The organism is Streptomyces flavusporus, from assembly GCF_046267975.1.
GTDB classification, from domain to species: Bacteria; Actinomycetota; Actinomycetes; order Streptomycetales; family Streptomycetaceae; genus Streptomyces; species Streptomyces flavusporus.
The window spans coordinates 6,266,863-6,284,700 of the sequence record NZ_CP176503.1 but is presented as its reverse complement, the minus strand read 5'-3'; the positions used below and the strand labels follow the sequence as shown (position 1 = coordinate 6,284,700).

The window sequence follows — 17,838 nt, the reverse complement described above, 5'->3', positions numbered from 1 at the left end:
TGGTCCTGCTACCCCTTCCGCACCAGTGCTGTCGGCTGACGGGGGGCATCTCTCATCTCCGTGGCCGGGTTTCCACCCCACCGCGCGTGCTGCGGGACTTCCTCGCCCTTCATGAGAAAGGAGTCGGGCGCCAGCACTGAACCGTCACCCATCGTCACGCCGTAGTGGACGTGGGAGCCGACACCGAGGGTGCATCCGTCGCCGATCGTGCTGCGGTCGGACTTGAAGGTGCCGTCCTCCTGCGAGTGGCACTGGATCTTGCTCCCCGCATTGAGGGTGCAGTCGTTCCCGATGGTGGTGAGCATCCGCTCCGTCAGATAGCAGCCGTCATCGAAGACCCTGCTGCCGAGCCGAACACCCAGGAACCGCCAGATCACGTTCTTGAAGGGGGTGCCGTTGAAGAAGTTGAGGTACTCGTCAGGCACCTTCCACAGACGCTCGTGCCACCAGAAATACGGGTCGTAGATGGAGCACAACCGCGGTCGCAGCGCGCGGAAAGCCACGATGGCACGCTCCACCAGTACGAAGTAGAGGGGGGTGAACGCCAGGGTGAACACCATGAATACCGCGATCGATACATGTCCAAAGGAGTCATACAGTTCGACGTCCGCGAGGGCGAGCACCGTGAGCACGAAGAAGTACAGCCACCGCACGAGCAGAAAGAGGACCATCGAGCGGATGTTGTAGCGGTTCTTGGCAGCGAGGTTGCGGTGCAACTCGTCCCCGGTCCGCATGTGGTCGAACCGGGAGTCGCGTTCCACCGACCGGGGAATCTCGAAGCACGGTGAGCCGAGCAGACCCACCCCCTCGCGCATCTCGCCGTCGAGCGGAATCATCACTTTCGTCGCGAGGAGGCAGTTGTCGCCTGTCTTGGCCCCAGACGGATAGGCGATGTTGTTCCCGAGGAAGTTGTTCGACCCGATCGAAGCCCGGGACACCCGGAAAGACGTGCTCGAGAAGTCGGCATTGACGATCGACAGGCCGTCAGCGACCATCGTGCCGCTGCCCACAGAGCACAGGTACGGGGTCTCGTGCTGCACTTCCGTACCGAAGTTCGACCCGGTTTGCTCCACCCGGGACAGGTCGTATCCAAGACCGCGCAGATAGTGGACGATGTAGGAGCTGTCACCGAAAAGCCATGTGAAGAACTTCACGTTGGTGATGCGTGCGATCGCCCGGTGCGTCGAGTAATGAAAACCGTACAGCGGATATACCTTGTCCGGCTTGACGACCAGATTCAGCAGGCGCGGAACGGTGAACAGAACGGCGACGCCCACGACGACGAAGCTGAAGAACAGAACGCAGGAAACGATCAGCGCATCGACGTAGAGCTCCGGCGACCCGAGCCCTCCCGCGCCCGGGCCCAGCCGGTCACTCAGCCCCGGTACCTGTGTCAACAGCATGTACAGGCCCCCGACGGCCAGCGGCACGGAGAGGAAGAACAGCTGACCCACGGTGGCGAGGCCGAAGCCGAGCCGGCGCAGGGTGCCACACCTGGCGGGCGGGACCCTCACGTAGTCGAGCTCCGTGCGCTGCGCCGGAGATCCGTGCCACCGCTGGCCGCCCGGGACCGCCTGGCCGCTGTGGAGCGAGGACGTATGACCGAGCTGCGCCCCGTCGCCCATAGACGTGTCGATGTCGAGCACGGTCTTCTCGCCGATGAACACATCCCGGCCAAGGGTGACCGGGCCCGTCTGAATACGGCCGGCGTGCGCCCGGTAGCAGAGGAAGAACGAGTCCTTGCGGATCACCGTGTCGGCGCCGATCGTGAGCAGGTCGGTGCAGACCGGAACGTTGCGGGAGAGGATCGTGACACCCTTGCCGATTCGTGCGCCGAGTGCACGCAGATACAGCACGTACAGGGGATTACCGACGAAGAAGACCATCGGGTTGGCGTGGAGCAGCACCTTGACGGTCCAGAAGCGTAGATAGGTCAGACTCCAGACCGGGAATTCGCGTGCTTTCCACCGGCCAATAAGGATCCATTTGGCCACGACCGGTAAAGTGCACATGCCGACGAAGGCGGCGCCACCGAAGACGGTCGAGCGCAGGTAGATTTCCGTCAAACTCGAGCCGGCGGATACCCATGCATAGCCGCGGGCGGTGAAAATTGCAGCGAGGAAGGAATATCCCAGGAAAAGAAGGAACTGCAGTGTTCCGCAGAGGGTGTACTGCAGTGTGCTGAGCGGAGTCACCGCCTCCGACGATTCCGGGACCGGCGAACCGACGGGGGCGGGTGCGGCAACGGCACCGGTTCCGGCGTCGGCACCGGTTCCGGCGTCGGCACCGGTTCCGGCGTCGGTACCGGTATCGGCGAGCGCCGTCGCCAGGCTGCGGATCGTCGGGTAACGGTAGATATCTTTCATCGACACGGACGGCAAATCCGCCCGCTTTCTGACGCGTGCACAGAATTGAGCCATCACCAATGAATTACCGCCGAGGTCATCGAAGAAATGGCTGTCGACCGACACCTGCTTGACGCACACGACGCCAGCGAGTACCTCGGCGAGATTCATCTCGGTTTCCGTCGACGGGGTGTTGTCCGGCACCGCCGTCAGGGACTTGGCAGACTTCTCCACCATGCAAGCTCCTTGCTGAGCGTCGAGCGCTGGGCAGATAAAGCAACTCGGACGCCGCGAGTTCGCGAATTCATGCCTTCACGAAACCATTACCTCTAGTTTCCGTCGTCCACCGCCGGGGTGCCACTCGACTCGATCGCGGTGGTGCGACACGAGGGCTCGCCGGTGTCGGGGAACTCGGCTCCAAGGGCCTCAGCGCCGGGCATTCAGACCAGGTTCGCATTACTGCATACGGGTGGCGCGGGCCTGGTCCGTAGGTGAGCTGAGCCGGCACTGAGCCGGGGATGCGCAACGGGTCACCCGGCGGTGATTTCCGCAGGTGGAGAAACATCTGGAATTCCGTACCGCTGCCTGATATCCGAAACAGAAAAAGGGTCCACGGCGGTCCGGTCGCAGACTCGCCACGAGCCCTCTGCGTACACTTCGATGCGTTCCTTCTGCATGCCGCTCAGTTTCAAACGCGGAGTTCGTCGGAAGGGTTTCCGGGCTTGTTCGAGGATCTGCCGGTCGGTGGCGCCGAGCCGGGCGACGTACGTGGATACCCCTCCTTCGAGTCGCCTGACCGGTCGGCCGGGCTGGTGTGGGAGCACTTGGACGGGGCCCAAGATCGCGTCCATTCCGGTGCTCGCGACTCGGGCTCCGGCGAACGGTCACTGAGACGCCGGGGACAGCGTCGCGATCGCGTGTAAAGAGTCGTTTGGACAAGCGCACATGTTCCGGCCGACGCGTGCCGGGCAACTCCGAAAGTCGACAGGTTCCGTCTGCAGTCGGACTGCAGTCGGTTCACGAGGGCACGGCGGCGTGCTTCGCGGCTCGATGCCCGTCGAGGCACCTCGGTTTCACCGGCATTGATCTGTGCCACCAACGTCATGTCCCGCAACAGCTGGTCGGCAATCGTATTTTCCGGGCGCACCAGGCGTCTGCGGTACTGGTCACACCCTCCGGAAGCCGAGCGTCTCCCCCGCCGCCCCCGACCGCCACAGGTCGTTGCACGCCTCCGCCATGGTCTCGAGGCCCTCGACGACCTGGCCCCACACGATGCCCGGCACCCATCCCACGTCCCCGTTGAGGAGGATGTTGTTGCGCTCGTAGAACAGGGCGAGGTCCACCAGCGTGGTGCCCGCGCGCACCTCGCGGTCGTAGCCGTATGCCCGGGTCCCCAACTCCGTTCCCGCGAAGGAGAAGTAGCACAGGTCGCCCGGGATCGGGGTCACCGTCGGGTTCTCCAGCGGCGGTTCGGCGGCGGCGAAGGGCGGGAAGAGCGCGTAGATCTCGTTGCGGGCGTACTTCGCGTGGTAGACGTCACCGGCGAGCGGCAGGGCGTCCCAGACGGCGGCGCAGGTGACCGGGGCGCGGTCGTCGAGGAGCTTCGCGGTACAGCGGACGTCGCGCTCGGCGAGGGAGAGTTCCACATAACGGTCGGCCATGCCCTGTCCCCTCCCCGGCCGCACGGGTCTCACACCCACCCACCCTCGGAAACGGGCCGGTCACGCTCCGGTCACCGTTGCGTCACATCGCACGGCGGTCCTGCATACCCCCCGCGGATCGGGCAGGCGCCTCCACTGGCCGCGGCCGCATGTCAGGCACGACTCTGGAGGTTGCACGTCCATGACCGAGTTCCCGAACCTGTCCCGCAGGGGCTTCCTCACCAGAACCGCGGCCGTCGGCGGTCTGTTGACCGTCCCCGGACTCCTCGCCGCGTGCAGCAAGACGGACACCGGCAGCTCCGGCGAGGGCTCGACCGTGGACAAGCTCAAGGAGCAGGGCTACGTACGGGTGGCCTACGCCAACGAGGCCCCCTACGGCTACGAGGAGGACGGGAAGCTCAAGGGCGAGGCGCCCACCCTGCACCGGGAGATCTTCAAGGCCCTCGGCGTGGACGAACTGCGGCCTACCTTCTCCGAGTGGGACGGTCTGATCCCGGGGCTGCAGGCCGGCAAGTACGACGTGATCAGCGCCGGCATGGCGATCATCCCGGAGCGCTGTGAGCGGGCGCTGTTCTCGGAGCCGGAGTTCATCTCGCCCACCGCGCTGATGGTGAAGAAGGGCAACCCCGAGAACCTGACCGACCTGGCGTCGGTGAAGGAGGCCGGGGTCACCGTCGGCGTGATGTCGGGTGCGGTCGAGAAGAACTACGCCACCGCCGCCGGCATCTCCGACGGCAACATCAAGGCGCTGCAGAAGCCGCAGGACGGCGCGGACGCGGTCAAGGGCGGCCGGATCGACGCGTTCCTGCTCACCGGCATCTCCCTGAACTGGCTCGCCAAGAACAACTCGGGCCTGGAGGTCACCGACTCGTTCATCCCGGAGCTCGACGGCGTCAAGCAGTACAGCCCGGGCGGTGCCGTCTTCCGCCAGGGCAGCGAGGACCTGCGGGACGCCTTCAACAGGGAGCTGAAGAAGATCACTTCGGATCCGGACCGCTATGTGCAGCTGATCGGCGAGTACGGCTTCGGCAAGGACACCATCCCGCCGGCGGACCTGAAGACCGCCGACCTGTGCAAGGGCTGACGGGACCCGGCTGCCCATGGGTGACTTCTTCACATACTTCTTCGACCATCTGCCGGACGTCTGGTCCGGGCTGGGCACGACACTGGCGGCGACGGTCCTCGGCTCGGCCGTGGCGCTCGCCCTGGCGTTCGTGTTCGGCTTCATGGCGCGCAGCGGGTCCGTGCTCGTGCGGGGGGTGTCACGGGTCGTCGTGGAGTTCTTCCGCGGCACCTCGCTGTATGTCCAGCTGTTCTGGCTGTACTACGCGTTTCCGCTCCTCTTCGGATACGAACTGACCCCGCTGTTCTGCGGCGTCGTGGCGTTCGGCATGAACTACGGGGCCTACGGCTCCGAGGTCGTGCGCGGTGCGCTGAACGCCGTACCGAAGGCGCAGTGGGAGGCGGCCGTCGCGCTGAACATGACACCGGCGCAGCGGATGCGCCGGGTGATCCTGCCGCAGGCGTGGGTGCAGATGATCCCGTCGTTCACCAACCTGCTGATCCAGCTGCTGAAGTGCACGCCGCTGCTCTGGCTGATCTCGGCCGCCGACCTGACGACCGTGGTCCAGCAGATGCGGGACCGCACGGGCGAGACGACCTGGGCGTATCTGACGCTGCTGGTGATGTACTTCGTCCTCGCCTACGCGCTGACCCTGCTGATGAACGCCCTCGAGCGGCACGCCAAGGCCCGGCTGGGACAGCGCACCGGCGTGCGCGGGCTGCTGCGCAGCCGTAGTGCGCAGCCCGCCGAGACGGCCGGGACGACCGCGGGAGGCTCCCTGTGAACTACAACTGGGACTGGGCCTCCGTAGGCGACTCGCTGCCGCTGCTGTGGGAGGGCTTCAAGACCACGCTGCTGGCCACGGTGCTCGGCACCCTGGTGGCCGCCGTGCTCGGGCTGATCGTCGCGATGGCCGGGCGGGCGCCCAGCCGGCTGGTGACGGTACCGGTGCGGGCGGTCACCGAGTTCGTCCGGTCCACCCCGCTGCTGGTGCAGCTGGCCGGCGCGTACGCGGTGTTCAACACGGTCGAGCCGCTGACCATCGGTATCACGGTGCTCGGCATCCACTACGCCTCGTACCTGTCGGAGGTGTACCGGGCGGGCATCGACGCCGTGCCGAAGGGCCAGTGGGAGGCCTGCCGGGCGCTGTCGATGTCGCCGCGCCGCACCTGGCAGGCCGTGATCCTGCCGCAGGCGGTGCGCAACGTCCTGCCCGCGCTGGGCAACTACGCGATCGCCATGTTCAAGGAGACCCCCTTCCTGGCCGTCATCACGGTCTCGGAGATGGTCGCCGAGGCCCGGGAGTACGGCGCGACCCACTTCGTCTACGCCGAGACCTTCACGCTCGCGGGCCTGATCTTCCTGGCGGCGAGCTACCCGACCTCGCTGCTGATGAGAAAGCTGGAGAAGCGCCTTGGCCACTGACCCCCTGCAGAAAACCAGTCCCGAGCCGTCCGTGGCCGACACCGCCGCACCGGGCCACCTGGTGGTGTTCGACCAGGTGGTCAAGCGGTACGGCGACCATGTGGTCCTCGACCACCTGGACTTCACCGTCGACCGCGGACAGCACGTCACCCTGATCGGCCCCAGCGGCTCCGGCAAGACCACCATCCTGCGGCTGCTGATGACGCTGGAGCAGGTCAGCGATGGCGTGATCATGGTGGACGGGCAGTCCCTGACCCATATGCCGGGACCGAACGGCTCCCTCAGGCCCGCCAACGAGAAGCACCAGCGGGAGATCCGCAAGAAGATCGGGATGGTCTTCCAGCAGTTCAATCTGTTCCCGAACATGAACGTGCTGCAGAACATCACCGAGGCCCCGGTCAACGTGCTCGGCCTCGACCGCGCCGAGGCCGAGGAACGCGCCCGGGACCTGCTGCAGCTGGTGGGCCTGGAGGAGAAGGCCACCGCGCATCCGACGCAGCTGTCCGGCGGGCAGCAGCAGCGGGTGGCGATCGCCCGCGCGCTGGCCATGCGGCCGGAGATCCTGCTGCTGGACGAGGTGACCTCGGCGCTGGACCCGGAGCTGGTGCACGGCGTTCTCGATGTGCTCAGGGACATCGCGCACACCACGGACATCACCATGCTCTGTGTGACCCACGAGATGAACTTCGCCCGGGACATCTCGGACCGGGTCATGATGTTCGACAAGGGCAAGGTCATCGAGTCCGGCACCCCGGAGAAGATCTTCGGCGATCCGGACCATGAGCGGACCAGGGAGTTCCTCGGAGCGGTGCTCTGAGGAGAGTGCCGCTGGCATATGCCAACCGCCTACGCCCCTGCTGAGAGGGCCCCAATCTGGTCAACTACCGCTCCCTACCAGCCCCTTGACGGCTATCGTGGAGGGGACCCGCCGTCCGGACTTACGGCCAGCCAGTAAGCGCAGGGGGGATACACCGTGGCGCTGACGCACGAGCCGACCGCCCCGTACCACTCGGCTCAGGACGCCCTGCGCGTCCTGGAGACGGTGGCACGGCACACCTCCGGTGTCACCGACACCGAGATAGCCCGCCACACCGGCCTCGGCGCGGAGCGGCTCACCGGCCTCCTGCGGATGCTGCGCCGCGAGGGCTACGTCGAGCAGGTCACCGACGGCGCGTACGTGACGGGCCCCGCCCTCGCCCGCCTCGGCTCCGCCCAGAACCGGGAGGAAGCCCTGCGCGAGCAGCTCCAGCGGACCCTCGACCGACTGCGCGACTCCGTCGGCGCCGCCGTCTACATCAGCCGGTACGTCGACGGAGAGGTCAAGGTCACCCAGTACGCGGACGGCCCCGCCACGCCGGCGGTCAACGAGTGGGTCGACTTCCGCTACTCCGCCCACGCCACGGCGGTCGGCAAGAGCCTGCTCGGCCAGCTCGACCACACCAGCCGTCGCGAGCACCTCTCCCGCCACAAGATGGCCCGCCTCACCTCGCGCACCATCACCAGCGACAAGCTGCTGCTGTCCCGGCTGGAGGCCCAGCCGCCCACGGTGCCCGTGCTGGACCTCCAGGAATACGCGGTCGGCACGGTCTGCGCGGCCGTCCCGATCACGGCCGGCTCCTCGGTGGGCTGCCTGGCCCTGTCCCTGCCCGTCGAGCGCGCCCACCGCCTGCGCGAGGCCGCGGACGCCCTGAACCGCAACGCGGCGCCGGTACTGCTGTCGCTGGCGATCTAGGTGCTCCGGGCCACTGGTCCGGAGTACCCTTCTGGACCAGGTAGTATTTTCTGTGTCGCCGACCGCGAGAGCGGACGGCGGGAGTCATGCGCCGCTAGCTCAGTTGGTTAGAGCAGCTGACTCTTAATCAGCGGGTCCGGGGTTCGAGTCCCTGGCGGCGCACAGATGAGGAGCCCTCCGCAGTGAGCGGGGGGCTCCTTCGCGCGTCCGGCGGGCTCAGAAGGTGACGTCCGAGCAGGCGTAGAACGCGTTGGCCGTGTCAGCGATCGTCCACACCGCGACGATCACATGCCGACCGCTGAGCCCGGACGGCAGCGTGCCGCTGTGCGAGAGGGTCTGCGGCGGGCGCTGGCCGCCGTAGGGGACCGTGAGGAACGGGGTCAGGTTGAGGTCGGAGCGGGCCAGGTTGTGGTTCTGGTTCCAGCCCGGCTTGGTGACGTAGTACTTGAAGTCGGTCGTGGCGTGCATGGCGGTGAACTGCCAGCGGAAGGTGTAGCTCTGGCCGCCGTTCACCTTGGTGGCGGGCCAGGCGGCGCCGGACGGTGTCCTCGGTGCGCTGAGCTGGGCGAACTGGCTCAGGCCGGCGTTGCATATCTGCCCGTCGGCCGGGCCGGCGGCCGGGAAGCCCTTCGGGCCCTCGACGCTCTGCGGCTCCCACTGGATGGGGCCGCAGTTGGTCACCGTGCCGTTCTGGCAGAGCTTCTGCCGGCTGATGGGCAGGTCGGTGTAGCCGTGGCCGCTGGCGCCGCCGGAGGAGAGCACTAGGGCGCCGGTGGTCGCCAGACCTACCATCGCGGCGGACAACTTGGTCTTTTTGCGCATACTGCCGCTCCTGGAGAACGTGGGGGAAGTTCAGCGAGCTTGCAGGTCTAGACCAAGTCTGAGCGTATTGCCGTTAGTTGGCTGTGTCCATATCAAAGACGTGTCCATACCAATCACGGACCTGCTTCTCCCCGCCCCGCGCAGAACGCCACCGTCAAGTCCTTGACCAGCACCTTGCGTTCGTAGTCGTCCAGCTCCACCAGCCCGCGCATGGTCAGCCGCGTCACCGTGTCCTCCACCGAGTCGACCACCGACGTCAGCACGCTCGCCCGGTGCTGCGCGTCCAGCGCGGCGATCCGGCGGCGGTGCATCGCGGCGGCGACCTCAGGGGCGTACTCGATCCGCACCGGCTGCACCGAGAAGATCTCCAGCCCGACCGGCGCCACGTCCGCCGCCACCAGCCGGGTCAGTGCGTCCGTGGCCGCCTCCACGTCGGCCCGCGCACCGGCCGGCATCTCCACCGGCACCCGCAGGAGCCCCGCCTCCACGCACTCGCGCAGATACGTCTCGTGGTCCTCCACGCCCAGTACGGCCCGCGCGGTGTCCCGCACCCGCCACACCACCAGCACCACCACCCGCACCGCCACCCCGCTCCGGTCGGCCGCGGGCATCGGCTCGCTGCGCCAGTGCCGCAGCCGCACATCGGCCCGGCGGCGCAGCAGCAGCGGGTTGACCCACATCAGGCCGGTGCGCCGCACGGTCCCCCGGTAGCGGCCGAACAGATCGAGCACCCAGGCCCGCCCGGTGCGGCCCCGGGACAGTCCCCCGAAGCCGAACAGGCCGAGCGCCCCACCCCCGGCGTACGCCGCCCACTGCGCCGGCCCGAGCCCGGCCCCCGCGAACGGCGGCAGCGTGCCCGCCCACCAGGAGGTGACCGCGCACCCGGCCAGACCGGCGGCACCGGCGAGCACCCCGACCGCCCCCGGCAGCGCCCGCGCGGGCCGTTCCACCAGGTCGGGGTCGACCTGTGCCACCGAGCGGTCCTTCGCGGACGCCGGGCGGCGCAGCCGCGGCTGCTCGCCGGTGCCCTGGCGGCGGTTCACCACGGTCGGTCTGAGCGGCACGGACACCGGGTCGGGGTCGTCGCGGAACAGCAGATGGACGGGGATCTCGGTGGTCGTCTCGTTCTGGATCACCCGGGCGGACCGGGCCGGGGCCCCGTCGGCGCCGCCGGACCCGGGCGGCTGGGGAGTGGTCGTGGTCATGTGTGCCTCCAGCCTCCGCGCCAGATGCGTCAGAACAGGTGGTGCAGCAGGTGGTACAGGTGGTCAGGAAAAGAGCCGCCGCCAGGTCTCCGGCCCCGGATAGCCGTCCGCCGCCCCGCCCCGCCACCCCTGGGAGCGCTGGAAGGCCTCGACGTTCCGCCGGTCCGCCTCGCCCCAACGCGGTCCCGGCCCGGTGCCGGCGTAGTGCTTGCCGAACCCTTTCCTCACGAGCTGTTTCCCGAGCAGCGTGACGTGCGCGTTGTCCGCCCCTGGCCGGAACATGCCCCGGCCGGGGTAGGCCGGGACCCGCGAAGCGGGCGCGAGCGGACCGGCCGCTCCGGCGTGAACGGCCTTGCCCTCCTCCTTGGTGTCCTGCGGCACGGCGGTGTCCTGCGGCGCGGCGCTCTCCTCCACACCGGTCACGTCCGCCTTGACGCCCTTGTAGCGATAGGGGACATAACGGTCGGAGTTGTTCCAGTAGGCGTACGGCGTGGTCTGCCTGCGGGCGTGCGGGCGGGTCGACTCGTAGGCGATGTAGTACGTGTGGGTGTAGTCCGTCCAGCCGCCGAAAAGGACCACGTGCGAGCCGTTCTGCGGGTTGTCCGGGTTGTGGAACAGCAGCATGTCGCCGGGCTGGAGTTCCTCCTTGGTGATCCGCACCCCGAACTCATGGAGGGAGCCGGTCCACTCGTTTCCCGGCAGCTTCCAGGCCATCGAGACAAAGCCCGAGCAGTCCTGCCGGTAACCGTCGGTCCAGTAGTCGGTCATGCTGTACGGCACTTTCTCCGCGACCCATTTCTTGGCGCGGTTGATGATCTCCGCGCGGGTGATCTCGGGCAGTGGGGCGGCTCCCGCCGGCTTGGCCGGTGCCCCGCCCGGGCCGTACAGCGGGGCCCTGCCGCCCTGGGGGGTGCCGGGCGTGTCACCTGCGGGAACGCCGGGTCGATGGGGGGCGTGGGGGATGGCCAGGGCGGGGGCGGTATGGCTCACGCCGAGTGCCGCCGAGGCCATGGCGGCGACGGCCAGCGCGCGGGTCGCGGCCGGGCGGCCGACGGTGGAATGCGGCGATACATGGGGCACGCGGCGCCAGTGGGCGCAGCCGGGGCAGTCGCAGTCGCTCGTGGGATCGAATTCCTCGAATACCGGAGGCTCCATGCGATTCCCCTCACACTCCAGATGGAAATGTCCAGACCTGTGCACGTTGATCAGTTTCACAACTGTGTTCCCGGTGCGCATGTTGACGGTCCGAACGATGTACAGGGCCCCTGGAGGAGAGGATCGGCCCAGCTCCCGTGGTCCGGAGCACCCCGAGAGGTCATGTAGAGTTAACGACGTCAGCACGCGCCGCTAGCTCAGTTGGTTAGAGCAGCTGACTCTTAATCAGCGGGTCCGGGGTTCGAGTCCCTGGCGGCGCACCGACCGGAAGGCCTCTCGCAGCAGCGAGGGGCCTTTTGCGTGACCGGAAGCGGGGCCTCCCCTCATTTGGCCGGTTACCCTCTGGCCATGGCAGCGCGTGACCTCCAGGAGAGGATCAAGAAGCTCATCGTCGACCGCCGGCTGACCTCCGGGTCCCCGCTGCCGACCGAGCCCGAGCTGATGGAGTTCCTCGGCGCGAGCCGGAACTCGGTGCGGGAGGCCCTGAAGGGGCTCCAGGCGATGGGGATCGTGGAGATACGGCACGGCTTCGGCACCTACGTCGGCCGGATGTCGTTCGCCCCGATGATCGAGGGCCTCGCGTTTCGCACGGTCGCCGGGCACTGTCGCGGGGAGGACTCCCTGCTTCAGCTGCTCGAACTGCGCGAGGCGGTGGAGACGGGACTGGTCTCCCGGCTCACGGGCCGGCTCCCGCAGGCGGACCTCGCTGAACTGGACGCCCTCGTGGACCGTATGGATGAGCAGGCCGCGCAAGGCGCCGGCCTCGCCGAGACCGACCGGGCCTTTCACGCCACCCTCTACCGAGGGCTGGACAACGTGCTGCTGAGCGAGGTGCTCGAGGCGTTCTGGGACGCCTTCCACCGCGTGAGCAGGGATCTCGTGGAGGTGCCGCAGGACCCGAGGGTCACCTGCCGGCAGCACCGGGAGATCCTGGAAGCGGTGCGGTCCGGTGACTCGATCCGAGCGGAGGAGGCCATAAGGGACCACTTCGGCAACATTCGTGCACGACTGGCCTCAAGCGCACCAGCGAACGCCAACTTGCGTCCCAATGAGCGCGTATAGCCGGTAAATACCGTGTATCGCATCTTGCGATCATGCTGAACGGCGTAGAACCCTGGTTTGCAAGAGGCTGCGGATACGCGCCAATTGGGGGGCACGAAACCGGTTGCCGGTGCTGCGGGGAGAGGGGCCCCGTTCGTGAAGCGATGCCGAGGGGGGCATCATGCAACCGGAACGTCGTAGTTCCATGTCTATAGAGTGTGGATGACGTGGTGACTGCGGCACACCACTGACACGTCTGTGACGGCCGAGGGGGCCCTGAACAGGCGAAAGGAACCGACAGACACGCGCTGAACCGCGTGTGGGGGGATGACTCATGACGTCGACGCCGACGGGCGCCCGGCAGAACTTCGACCCGTCACAAACCACCCAGCTCAGGGTGCCTTCGCACCGGACCGGCAACACGGGGACCTTCCGCCGGATCAAGAAGACGCTGCCGAGGTACGACTACGAGCACTACAGCCGGTTGGCGGGCCCCCTCACCCAGCCCGATCCGAACAAGCCGTACAGGGTGCAGTACCGCTCCCTGATCTCGCAGGAGCCGCACCGGATACGCGTGGCCCTGATGCTCGCCGCGGCACCGCTGCTCTCGCTGGTGCTGCTGGCCTGGCTGCTGCAGCCCGAGCACTGGACCGAACGCGACTACCCGGCCTACGACTTCCTGCCCGCGCTGGACATCGTGATGCTGGTCTCGATCGGTCTGATCGAGTTCTTCCGCTGCATGAACGTGCTGTCCAACGCGCACGCCACGCTGGTCGCCCGCGACCCGATCCCGGTGGTTCCGGAAACCGGCACGAGAGTGGCCTTCCTCACCTCCTTCGTGCCCGGCAAGGAGCCGCTGGAGATGGTGACGAAGACCCTGGAGGCGGCCGTGAAGCTGCGCCACCGGGGCCTGTTGCACGTGTGGCTGCTCGACGAGGGCGACGACCCGGAGGTCAAGGAGGTCTGCGCCCGGCTCGGCGTGCATCACTTCTCCCGCAAGGGGATCGCGAAGTGGAACCAGGCCAAGGGCCCGCACCGCGCCAAGACCAAGCACGGCAACTACAACGCCTGGCTCGACGCACACGGCGACGACTACGACTTCTTCGCGTCCGTCGACACCGACCACGTACCGCTGCCGAACTACCTGGAGCGGATGCTGGGCTTCTTCCGCGACCCGGACGTCGGCTTCGTGATCGGCCCGCAGGTCTACGGCAACTACGACACGTTCGTCACCAAGGCCGCCGAGTCCCAGCAGTTCCTCTTCCACGCGCTGATCCAGCGCGCCGGCAACCGCTACGGCGCCCCGATGTTCGTCGGCACCTCCAACGCGGTGCGGATCAAGGCACTGAAGCAGATCGGCGGTCTGTACGACTCGATCACCGAGGACATGGCGACCGGTTTCGAGATCCACCGCCACAAGAACCCGGCCACAGGCAAGAAATGGCGTTCGGTCTACACCCCGGACGTGCTCGCGGTCGGCGAGGGCCCCAGCGCCTGGACGGACTTCTTCACCCAGCAGATGCGCTGGTCGCGAGGGACGTACGAGACGATCCTCAAGCAGTACTGGAAGGGCTGGTACTCGCTGCCGCCGAGCAAGCTCTTCAACTACACGATGATGATTATTTTCTACCCGATGTCGGCCCTCAACTGGATCCTCGCGGCGCTGAGTTGTGCGCTGTTCCTGGGTCTGGGTGCCTCGGGTGTGAACATCGACCCGACGATCTGGCTGATGCTCTACGGCAACGCCTCCGCCCTGCAGATCGGTCTGTACGTCTGGAACCGCCGCCACAACGTCTCGCCGCACGAGCCGGAGGGCTCCGGCGGTGTGGCCGGCATGGTGATGTCCGCGCTGTCGGCGCCGCTCTACGCCAAGGCGCTGATCGACTCGGTGCTGCGCCGCAAGAGCAAGTTCGTGGTCACGCCCAAGGGCGACTCGGCGAGCCCGGACCGGTGGTTCGGGACCTTCCGGTACCACTGGTACTTCATCCTGATCTTCGGTGCCTCGATCGCCGCCGGCTTCTACTACGGCCACTCCCACCCCGCGATGATCATCTGGGCGTCGTTCGCGATGCTGATCACCGCCACGCCGATCTTCGCCTGGCGCTGGCAGCTGCGGCAGGAGAGGAAGAACCCCGCCGACCCGGCCGGGCCGGAGCCGCAGGACGCGGTGCCCACTGCGACGCCCGCGCAGGGGGTGCCCACACCGACCCCGGCGCACGGAGTGCCCGCTCCGTACGCGCCGCACGCCCCGCAGCAGCGGCCCAGTTGGGCGGCCTCGAACGAGGGCAACGACCAGACCATGCAGATCGCCCTTGGTGGACTTGGGGGACGTAAGGAATGAACGACCGTGCCGGCCGCCGCCGCGCCCGTCGACTCGCGATAGGCACGGCGGTGGTAATCGCGCTGGCCGGGATGAACGGGCCATGGCTCTACCGGGTCGGGTCCGAGAAGTACCACCAGTACCAAATCAACAGACCCGAGTACAAAGCGGACAACGGCCACTGGAAGACCGTCGAGTTCCCCGAGGAGTACCGCCTCAACACCATCCACGCGGCGCTGCTGCGCACCGGCAAGATCCTGCTGGTGGCCGGGTCGGGCAACAACCAGGACAACTTCGACGCGAAGAAGTTCGACACCCGGATCTGGGACCCGGTCAAGAACACCATCAAGAAGGTGCCGACGCCCAACGACCTGTTCTGCACCGGCCACACCCAGCTCGCCAACGGCAACCTGCTGATCGCGGGCGGCACCAAGCGGTACGAGAAACTCCAGGGTGACGTGAAGAAGGCCGGCGGCCTGATGATCGTCTACAACGAGAACCCGGACAAGCCGATCACCCTGCCCGCGGGCACCCGGTTCACCGGCAAGGAGAACGGCAAGACCTTCGTCTCCAAGGACCCGGTCCTCGTCCCGCGCGCCAAGAAGCAGTTCGACAAGGAGACCGGAAAGTTCCTGGGCAACGACCCGGGCGTCGGCCGGATCTATGTCGAGGCCGCCAAGGAAGGCGCCAAGTACGAGACCGGCACCCAGGACAACTACACCGTCCAGGGCCTGACCGGCGCCGACGCGCGCAACACGTACGGCATCGCGCAGAAGCTCGCCCTGGACAAGAAGGACTTCCAGGGGATCCGGGACGCCTACGAGTTCGACCCGGTCGCCGAGAAGTACATCAAGGTCGACCCGATGAAGGAGGCCCGCTGGTACCCGACGCTCACCACCCTGAGCGACGGGAAGATCCTCAGCGTCTCCGGCCTCGACGACATCGGCCAGCTGGTGCCGGGCAAGAACGAGATCTACGACCCCGAGACCAAGAAGTGGACCTACACCGACAAGGTCCGGCAGTTCCCGACGTACCCGGCGCTGTTCCTGATGCAGAACGGCAAGGTCTTCTACTCGGGAGCGAACGCGGGATACGGGCCGGACGACGTGGGGCGTGATCCCGGCGTCTGGGACGTGGACACCAACAAGTTCACCAAGGTGCCCGGCATGAGCGACGCGAACATGCTGGAGACCGCGAACACCGTGCTGTTGCCGCCGGCGCAGGACGAGAAGTACATGGTGATCGGCGGTGGTGGCGTCGGTGAGTCCAAGCTGTCGAGTGAGAAGACCCGGATCGTCGATCTGAAGGCCGACAACCCGCGGTTCGTGGACGGGCCGTCGCTGGGCAAGGGCACCCGCTATCCGCAGGCCTCGGTCCTCCCGGACGACAGCGTGCTGGTCTCCGGCGGTTCGGAGGACTACCGCGGGCGCAGTGACTCCAACATCCTCGAGGCGCGGCTGTACGATCCGGAGACCAACGAACTCGACCGGGTCGCCGATCCCTTGGTGGGCCGTAACTACCACTCGGGCTCGCTGCTCCTGCCCGACGGCCGGGTGATGTTCTTCGGTTCGGACTCCCTCTTCAGCGACAAGGCGAACACCAAGCCGGGAAAGTTCGAGCAGCGGATCGAGATCTACAGCCCGCCGTATCTCTTCCGCGACGCGCGTCCCTCGCTGTCCGGCGGGCCGCAGACCATCGAACGCGGTGAGACGGGCACGTTCACCTCGCAGCATGCGTCGTCGATCAAGAAGGTGCGGCTGATCCGGCCCAGCGCTTCGACGCACGTGACGGATGTCGACCAGCGGTCGATCGCGCTGGACTTCAAGACGTCCGGCAACAAGGTCACCGTGACGGTGCCGGAGAACCGGAATCTGGTGCAGGCGGGGTGGTACATGCTGTTCGTGGCCGATGACGAGGGGACGCCGTCCGAGGCGCAGTGGGTGCGGATTCCGTAGCTCATACGTCAGTGGGGGCGCCCTCCGTGACGGAGGGCGCCCCCAACTGCGTACCGGGCGACGCTACTCGCTCGCCTGCGCCAGCTTCAGTGCGTACTCGGGCCACCACTCGCCCGCCTTGGGACCGCCCTTGCACTCGCCGTCCGACTCTCCCGGGCGCTTGACCCACAGATACGCGTCGACCAGGGGGTCGGCGGTCTTGGTGCTCGGGGTTTCGCCGAGGGCGCGGCCCGGCGGGTTGCACCAGCGTTCGCCCGGGTCGCCCTCGGTGTAGGGGCCGTTGCCGTTGCGGCTGGTGTCGATCACGAACGGCTTGTTGCCCACCTTGGCGGAGAGCTCCTTGCCGTACGCGATGGAGTCCTCGGTCGTGTAGAAGTTGGAGACGTTGACCGAGAAACCGTCGGCCTGGTCGATGCCCGCCCACTTCAGGGGCTCGAAGATCTGGTCGGGCTTGCCCCAGCCGGCGTTGCCCGCGTCCAGGTAGACCTTGGTGTTCTTCAGGGACTTGAGCTTGCTGATGGCGCCGTTGAGCAGGTCGTAGCGCTCCTCGTGGTACTCACCGGGTGTGCAGTTGTCCACCATGTGCAGCACCGCGTCCGGCTCCAGGATCACCGTCGCACCGCGGTCACCGATGCCCTTGGCGACGCTGTCGATGAACGCCCGGTATGCGTTGCCGTCGGCGGCGCCGCCGCCCGAGAACTGCCCGCAGTCGCGGTGCGGGATGTTGTAGAGGACGAGCAGCGCCGTGCGGTCGGCCTCGGCCGCCGCCTCGGTGAAGCCGCGGGCCTGCTCCTCCGCGTTCTCCGGGCTGAGCCACTCGCCGGTCGGCTGCTGGGCGATCTTGCGGATCGTGTCCGCCTCGGACTCCTTGCCGCTCTTCTCGTAGTCGGCCACCTGCTGGGCCGCGGTGCCGTCCGGGTTGACCCAGAACGGCGCGGCGTCCTTGGGCTGTTGGGTGATCCCGGCGCCCGAGCCGCCGGTGTCGCCACCGTCGCCGTCTCCGTCGCCGGAAGAGCATCCCGCGATCAGCAGCGCCGCCCCCAGCGCCACCGCGGTCGCCCGCACTCCGGTCACCCCCCTGCTGCGGTACATCCAACTCCCCCTTGGGTGCACT

General features: G+C 67.4%; 14 protein-coding genes and 2 tRNA genes. 10 read left to right on the top strand and 6 right to left on the bottom strand.

Going from position 1 to position 17,838, the window contains the following annotated elements; all coding sequences use genetic code 11:
* Positions 1-8 precede the first annotated feature (8 nt).
* Positions 9-2,582, bottom strand: coding sequence for a Pls/PosA family non-ribosomal peptide synthetase (locus ACKTSN_RS29740; RefSeq protein WP_409471912.1), 2,574 nt, complete (start codon positions 2,580-2,582; stop codon positions 9-11).
* Positions 2,583-3,511: 929 nt separating this feature from the next.
* Entirely contained in the window at positions 3,512-4,006 is a 495-nt protein-coding gene (locus ACKTSN_RS29735; RefSeq protein WP_409471911.1) for a DUF3830 family protein, read from the bottom strand.
* A 181-nt stretch (positions 4,007-4,187) separates the two neighbouring features.
* Between ACKTSN_RS29735 and ehuB the strand changes: the two genes are divergently transcribed.
* The 6 genes from ehuB (at position 4,188) to ACKTSN_RS29705 (ending at position 8,388) form a co-directional block, all read left to right on the top strand.
* On the top strand, positions 4,188-5,090 hold the full coding sequence (gene ehuB, locus ACKTSN_RS29730; protein WP_409471910.1) for an ectoine/hydroxyectoine ABC transporter substrate-binding protein EhuB: 903 nt from the start codon (positions 4,188-4,190) through the stop codon (positions 5,088-5,090).
* A 16-nt stretch (positions 5,091-5,106) separates the two neighbouring features.
* A complete protein-coding gene (gene ehuC, locus ACKTSN_RS29725; protein ID WP_409471909.1) occupies positions 5,107-5,853 on the top strand; it encodes an ectoine/hydroxyectoine ABC transporter permease subunit EhuC in 747 nt (248 codons plus the stop codon).
* A complete protein-coding gene (gene ehuD, locus ACKTSN_RS29720) occupies positions 5,850-6,494 on the top strand; it encodes an ectoine/hydroxyectoine ABC transporter permease subunit EhuD (RefSeq protein ID WP_224735626.1) in 645 nt (214 codons plus the stop codon). The genes ehuC and ehuD overlap by 4 nt, the downstream gene beginning before the upstream one ends.
* Complete coding sequence (gene ehuA / locus ACKTSN_RS29715) at positions 6,484-7,311, top strand: ectoine/hydroxyectoine ABC transporter ATP-binding protein EhuA (RefSeq protein WP_409471908.1); 828 nt, start codon at positions 6,484-6,486, stop codon at positions 7,309-7,311. The genes ehuD and ehuA overlap by 11 nt, the downstream gene beginning before the upstream one ends.
* A 156-nt stretch (positions 7,312-7,467) precedes the next feature.
* Entirely contained in the window at positions 7,468-8,226 is a 759-nt protein-coding gene (locus ACKTSN_RS29710; protein ID WP_409471907.1) for an IclR family transcriptional regulator, read from the top strand.
* A gap of 88 nt (positions 8,227-8,314) precedes the next feature.
* Positions 8,315-8,388 (top strand) — tRNA-Lys (locus tag ACKTSN_RS29705).
* A gap of 54 nt (positions 8,389-8,442) precedes the next feature.
* Here ACKTSN_RS29705 and ACKTSN_RS29700 read toward each other — a convergent pair.
* The 3 genes from ACKTSN_RS29700 to ACKTSN_RS29690 all read right to left on the bottom strand — a co-directional run bounded on the left by ACKTSN_RS29700 (position 8,443) and on the right by ACKTSN_RS29690 (position 11,408).
* Positions 8,443-9,048, bottom strand: coding sequence for a lytic polysaccharide monooxygenase auxiliary activity family 9 protein (locus tag ACKTSN_RS29700; protein ID WP_385261317.1), 606 nt, complete (start codon positions 9,046-9,048; stop codon positions 8,443-8,445).
* Between the two features lie 113 nt (positions 9,049-9,161).
* Positions 9,162-10,253, bottom strand: a complete 1,092-nt coding sequence (locus ACKTSN_RS29695) for an SPFH domain-containing protein (RefSeq protein WP_409471906.1) — start codon at positions 10,251-10,253, stop codon at positions 9,162-9,164.
* A gap of 63 nt (positions 10,254-10,316) precedes the next feature.
* Entirely contained in the window at positions 10,317-11,408 is a 1,092-nt protein-coding gene (locus ACKTSN_RS29690; RefSeq protein ID WP_409471905.1) for a peptidoglycan-binding protein, read from the bottom strand.
* 186 nt (positions 11,409-11,594) lie between these two features.
* On the opposite strand from ACKTSN_RS29690, the gene ACKTSN_RS29685 reads away from it, so the two are divergent.
* The 4 genes from ACKTSN_RS29685 (at position 11,595) to ACKTSN_RS29670 (ending at position 16,724) form a co-directional block, all read left to right on the top strand.
* Positions 11,595-11,668 (top strand) — tRNA-Lys (locus ACKTSN_RS29685).
* A gap of 88 nt (positions 11,669-11,756) precedes the next feature.
* A complete protein-coding gene (locus ACKTSN_RS29680; RefSeq protein WP_409471904.1) occupies positions 11,757-12,470 on the top strand; it encodes a FadR/GntR family transcriptional regulator in 714 nt (237 codons plus the stop codon).
* A 313-nt stretch (positions 12,471-12,783) separates the two neighbouring features.
* The gene (locus ACKTSN_RS29675; protein ID WP_409471903.1) at positions 12,784-14,790 is read left to right on the top strand and encodes a glycosyltransferase family 2 protein; all 2,007 of its coding nucleotides are present in this window, start codon (positions 12,784-12,786) and stop codon (positions 14,788-14,790) included.
* Positions 14,787-16,724, top strand: coding sequence for a galactose oxidase-like domain-containing protein (locus ACKTSN_RS29670; RefSeq protein WP_409471902.1), 1,938 nt, complete (start codon positions 14,787-14,789; stop codon positions 16,722-16,724). The genes ACKTSN_RS29675 and ACKTSN_RS29670 overlap by 4 nt, the downstream gene beginning before the upstream one ends.
* 63 nt (positions 16,725-16,787) lie before the next feature.
* On the opposite strand, the gene ACKTSN_RS29665 is transcribed toward ACKTSN_RS29670, so the two are convergent.
* A complete protein-coding gene (locus tag ACKTSN_RS29665) occupies positions 16,788-17,816 on the bottom strand; it encodes a glycoside hydrolase family 6 protein (RefSeq protein WP_409471901.1) in 1,029 nt (342 codons plus the stop codon).
* Between the last annotated feature and the right edge of the window lie 22 nt (positions 17,817-17,838).

What these genes read in the sequence shown, in the direction of transcription:
- ACKTSN_RS29680 (WP_409471904.1), top strand. Translation starts at nt 11,757, where the DNA reads ATGGCAGCGCGTGACCTCCAGGAGAGGATCAAGAAGCTCATCGTCGAC.
- ACKTSN_RS29740 (WP_409471912.1), bottom strand. Translation starts at nt 2,582, where the DNA reads ATGGTGGAGAAGTCTGCCAAGTCCCTGACGGCGGTGCCGGACAACACC.
- ACKTSN_RS29690 (WP_409471905.1), bottom strand. Translation starts at nt 11,408, where the DNA reads ATGGAGCCTCCGGTATTCGAGGAATTCGATCCCACGAGCGACTGCGAC.
- ehuB (WP_409471910.1), top strand. Translation starts at nt 4,188, where the DNA reads ATGACCGAGTTCCCGAACCTGTCCCGCAGGGGCTTCCTCACCAGAACC.
- ACKTSN_RS29665 (WP_409471901.1), bottom strand. Translation starts at nt 17,816, where the DNA reads ATGTACCGCAGCAGGGGGGTGACCGGAGTGCGGGCGACCGCGGTGGCG.
- ACKTSN_RS29695 (WP_409471906.1), bottom strand. Translation starts at nt 10,253, where the DNA reads ATGACCACGACCACTCCCCAGCCGCCCGGGTCCGGCGGCGCCGACGGG.
- ACKTSN_RS29700 (WP_385261317.1), bottom strand. Translation starts at nt 9,048, where the DNA reads ATGCGCAAAAAGACCAAGTTGTCCGCCGCGATGGTAGGTCTGGCGACC.
- ACKTSN_RS29675 (WP_409471903.1), top strand. Translation starts at nt 12,784, where the DNA reads ATGACGTCGACGCCGACGGGCGCCCGGCAGAACTTCGACCCGTCACAA.
- ACKTSN_RS29735 (WP_409471911.1), bottom strand. Translation starts at nt 4,006, where the DNA reads ATGGCCGACCGTTATGTGGAACTCTCCCTCGCCGAGCGCGACGTCCGC.
- ehuC (WP_409471909.1), top strand. Translation starts at nt 5,107, where the DNA reads ATGGGTGACTTCTTCACATACTTCTTCGACCATCTGCCGGACGTCTGG.
- ACKTSN_RS29670 (WP_409471902.1), top strand. Translation starts at nt 14,787, where the DNA reads ATGAACGACCGTGCCGGCCGCCGCCGCGCCCGTCGACTCGCGATAGGC.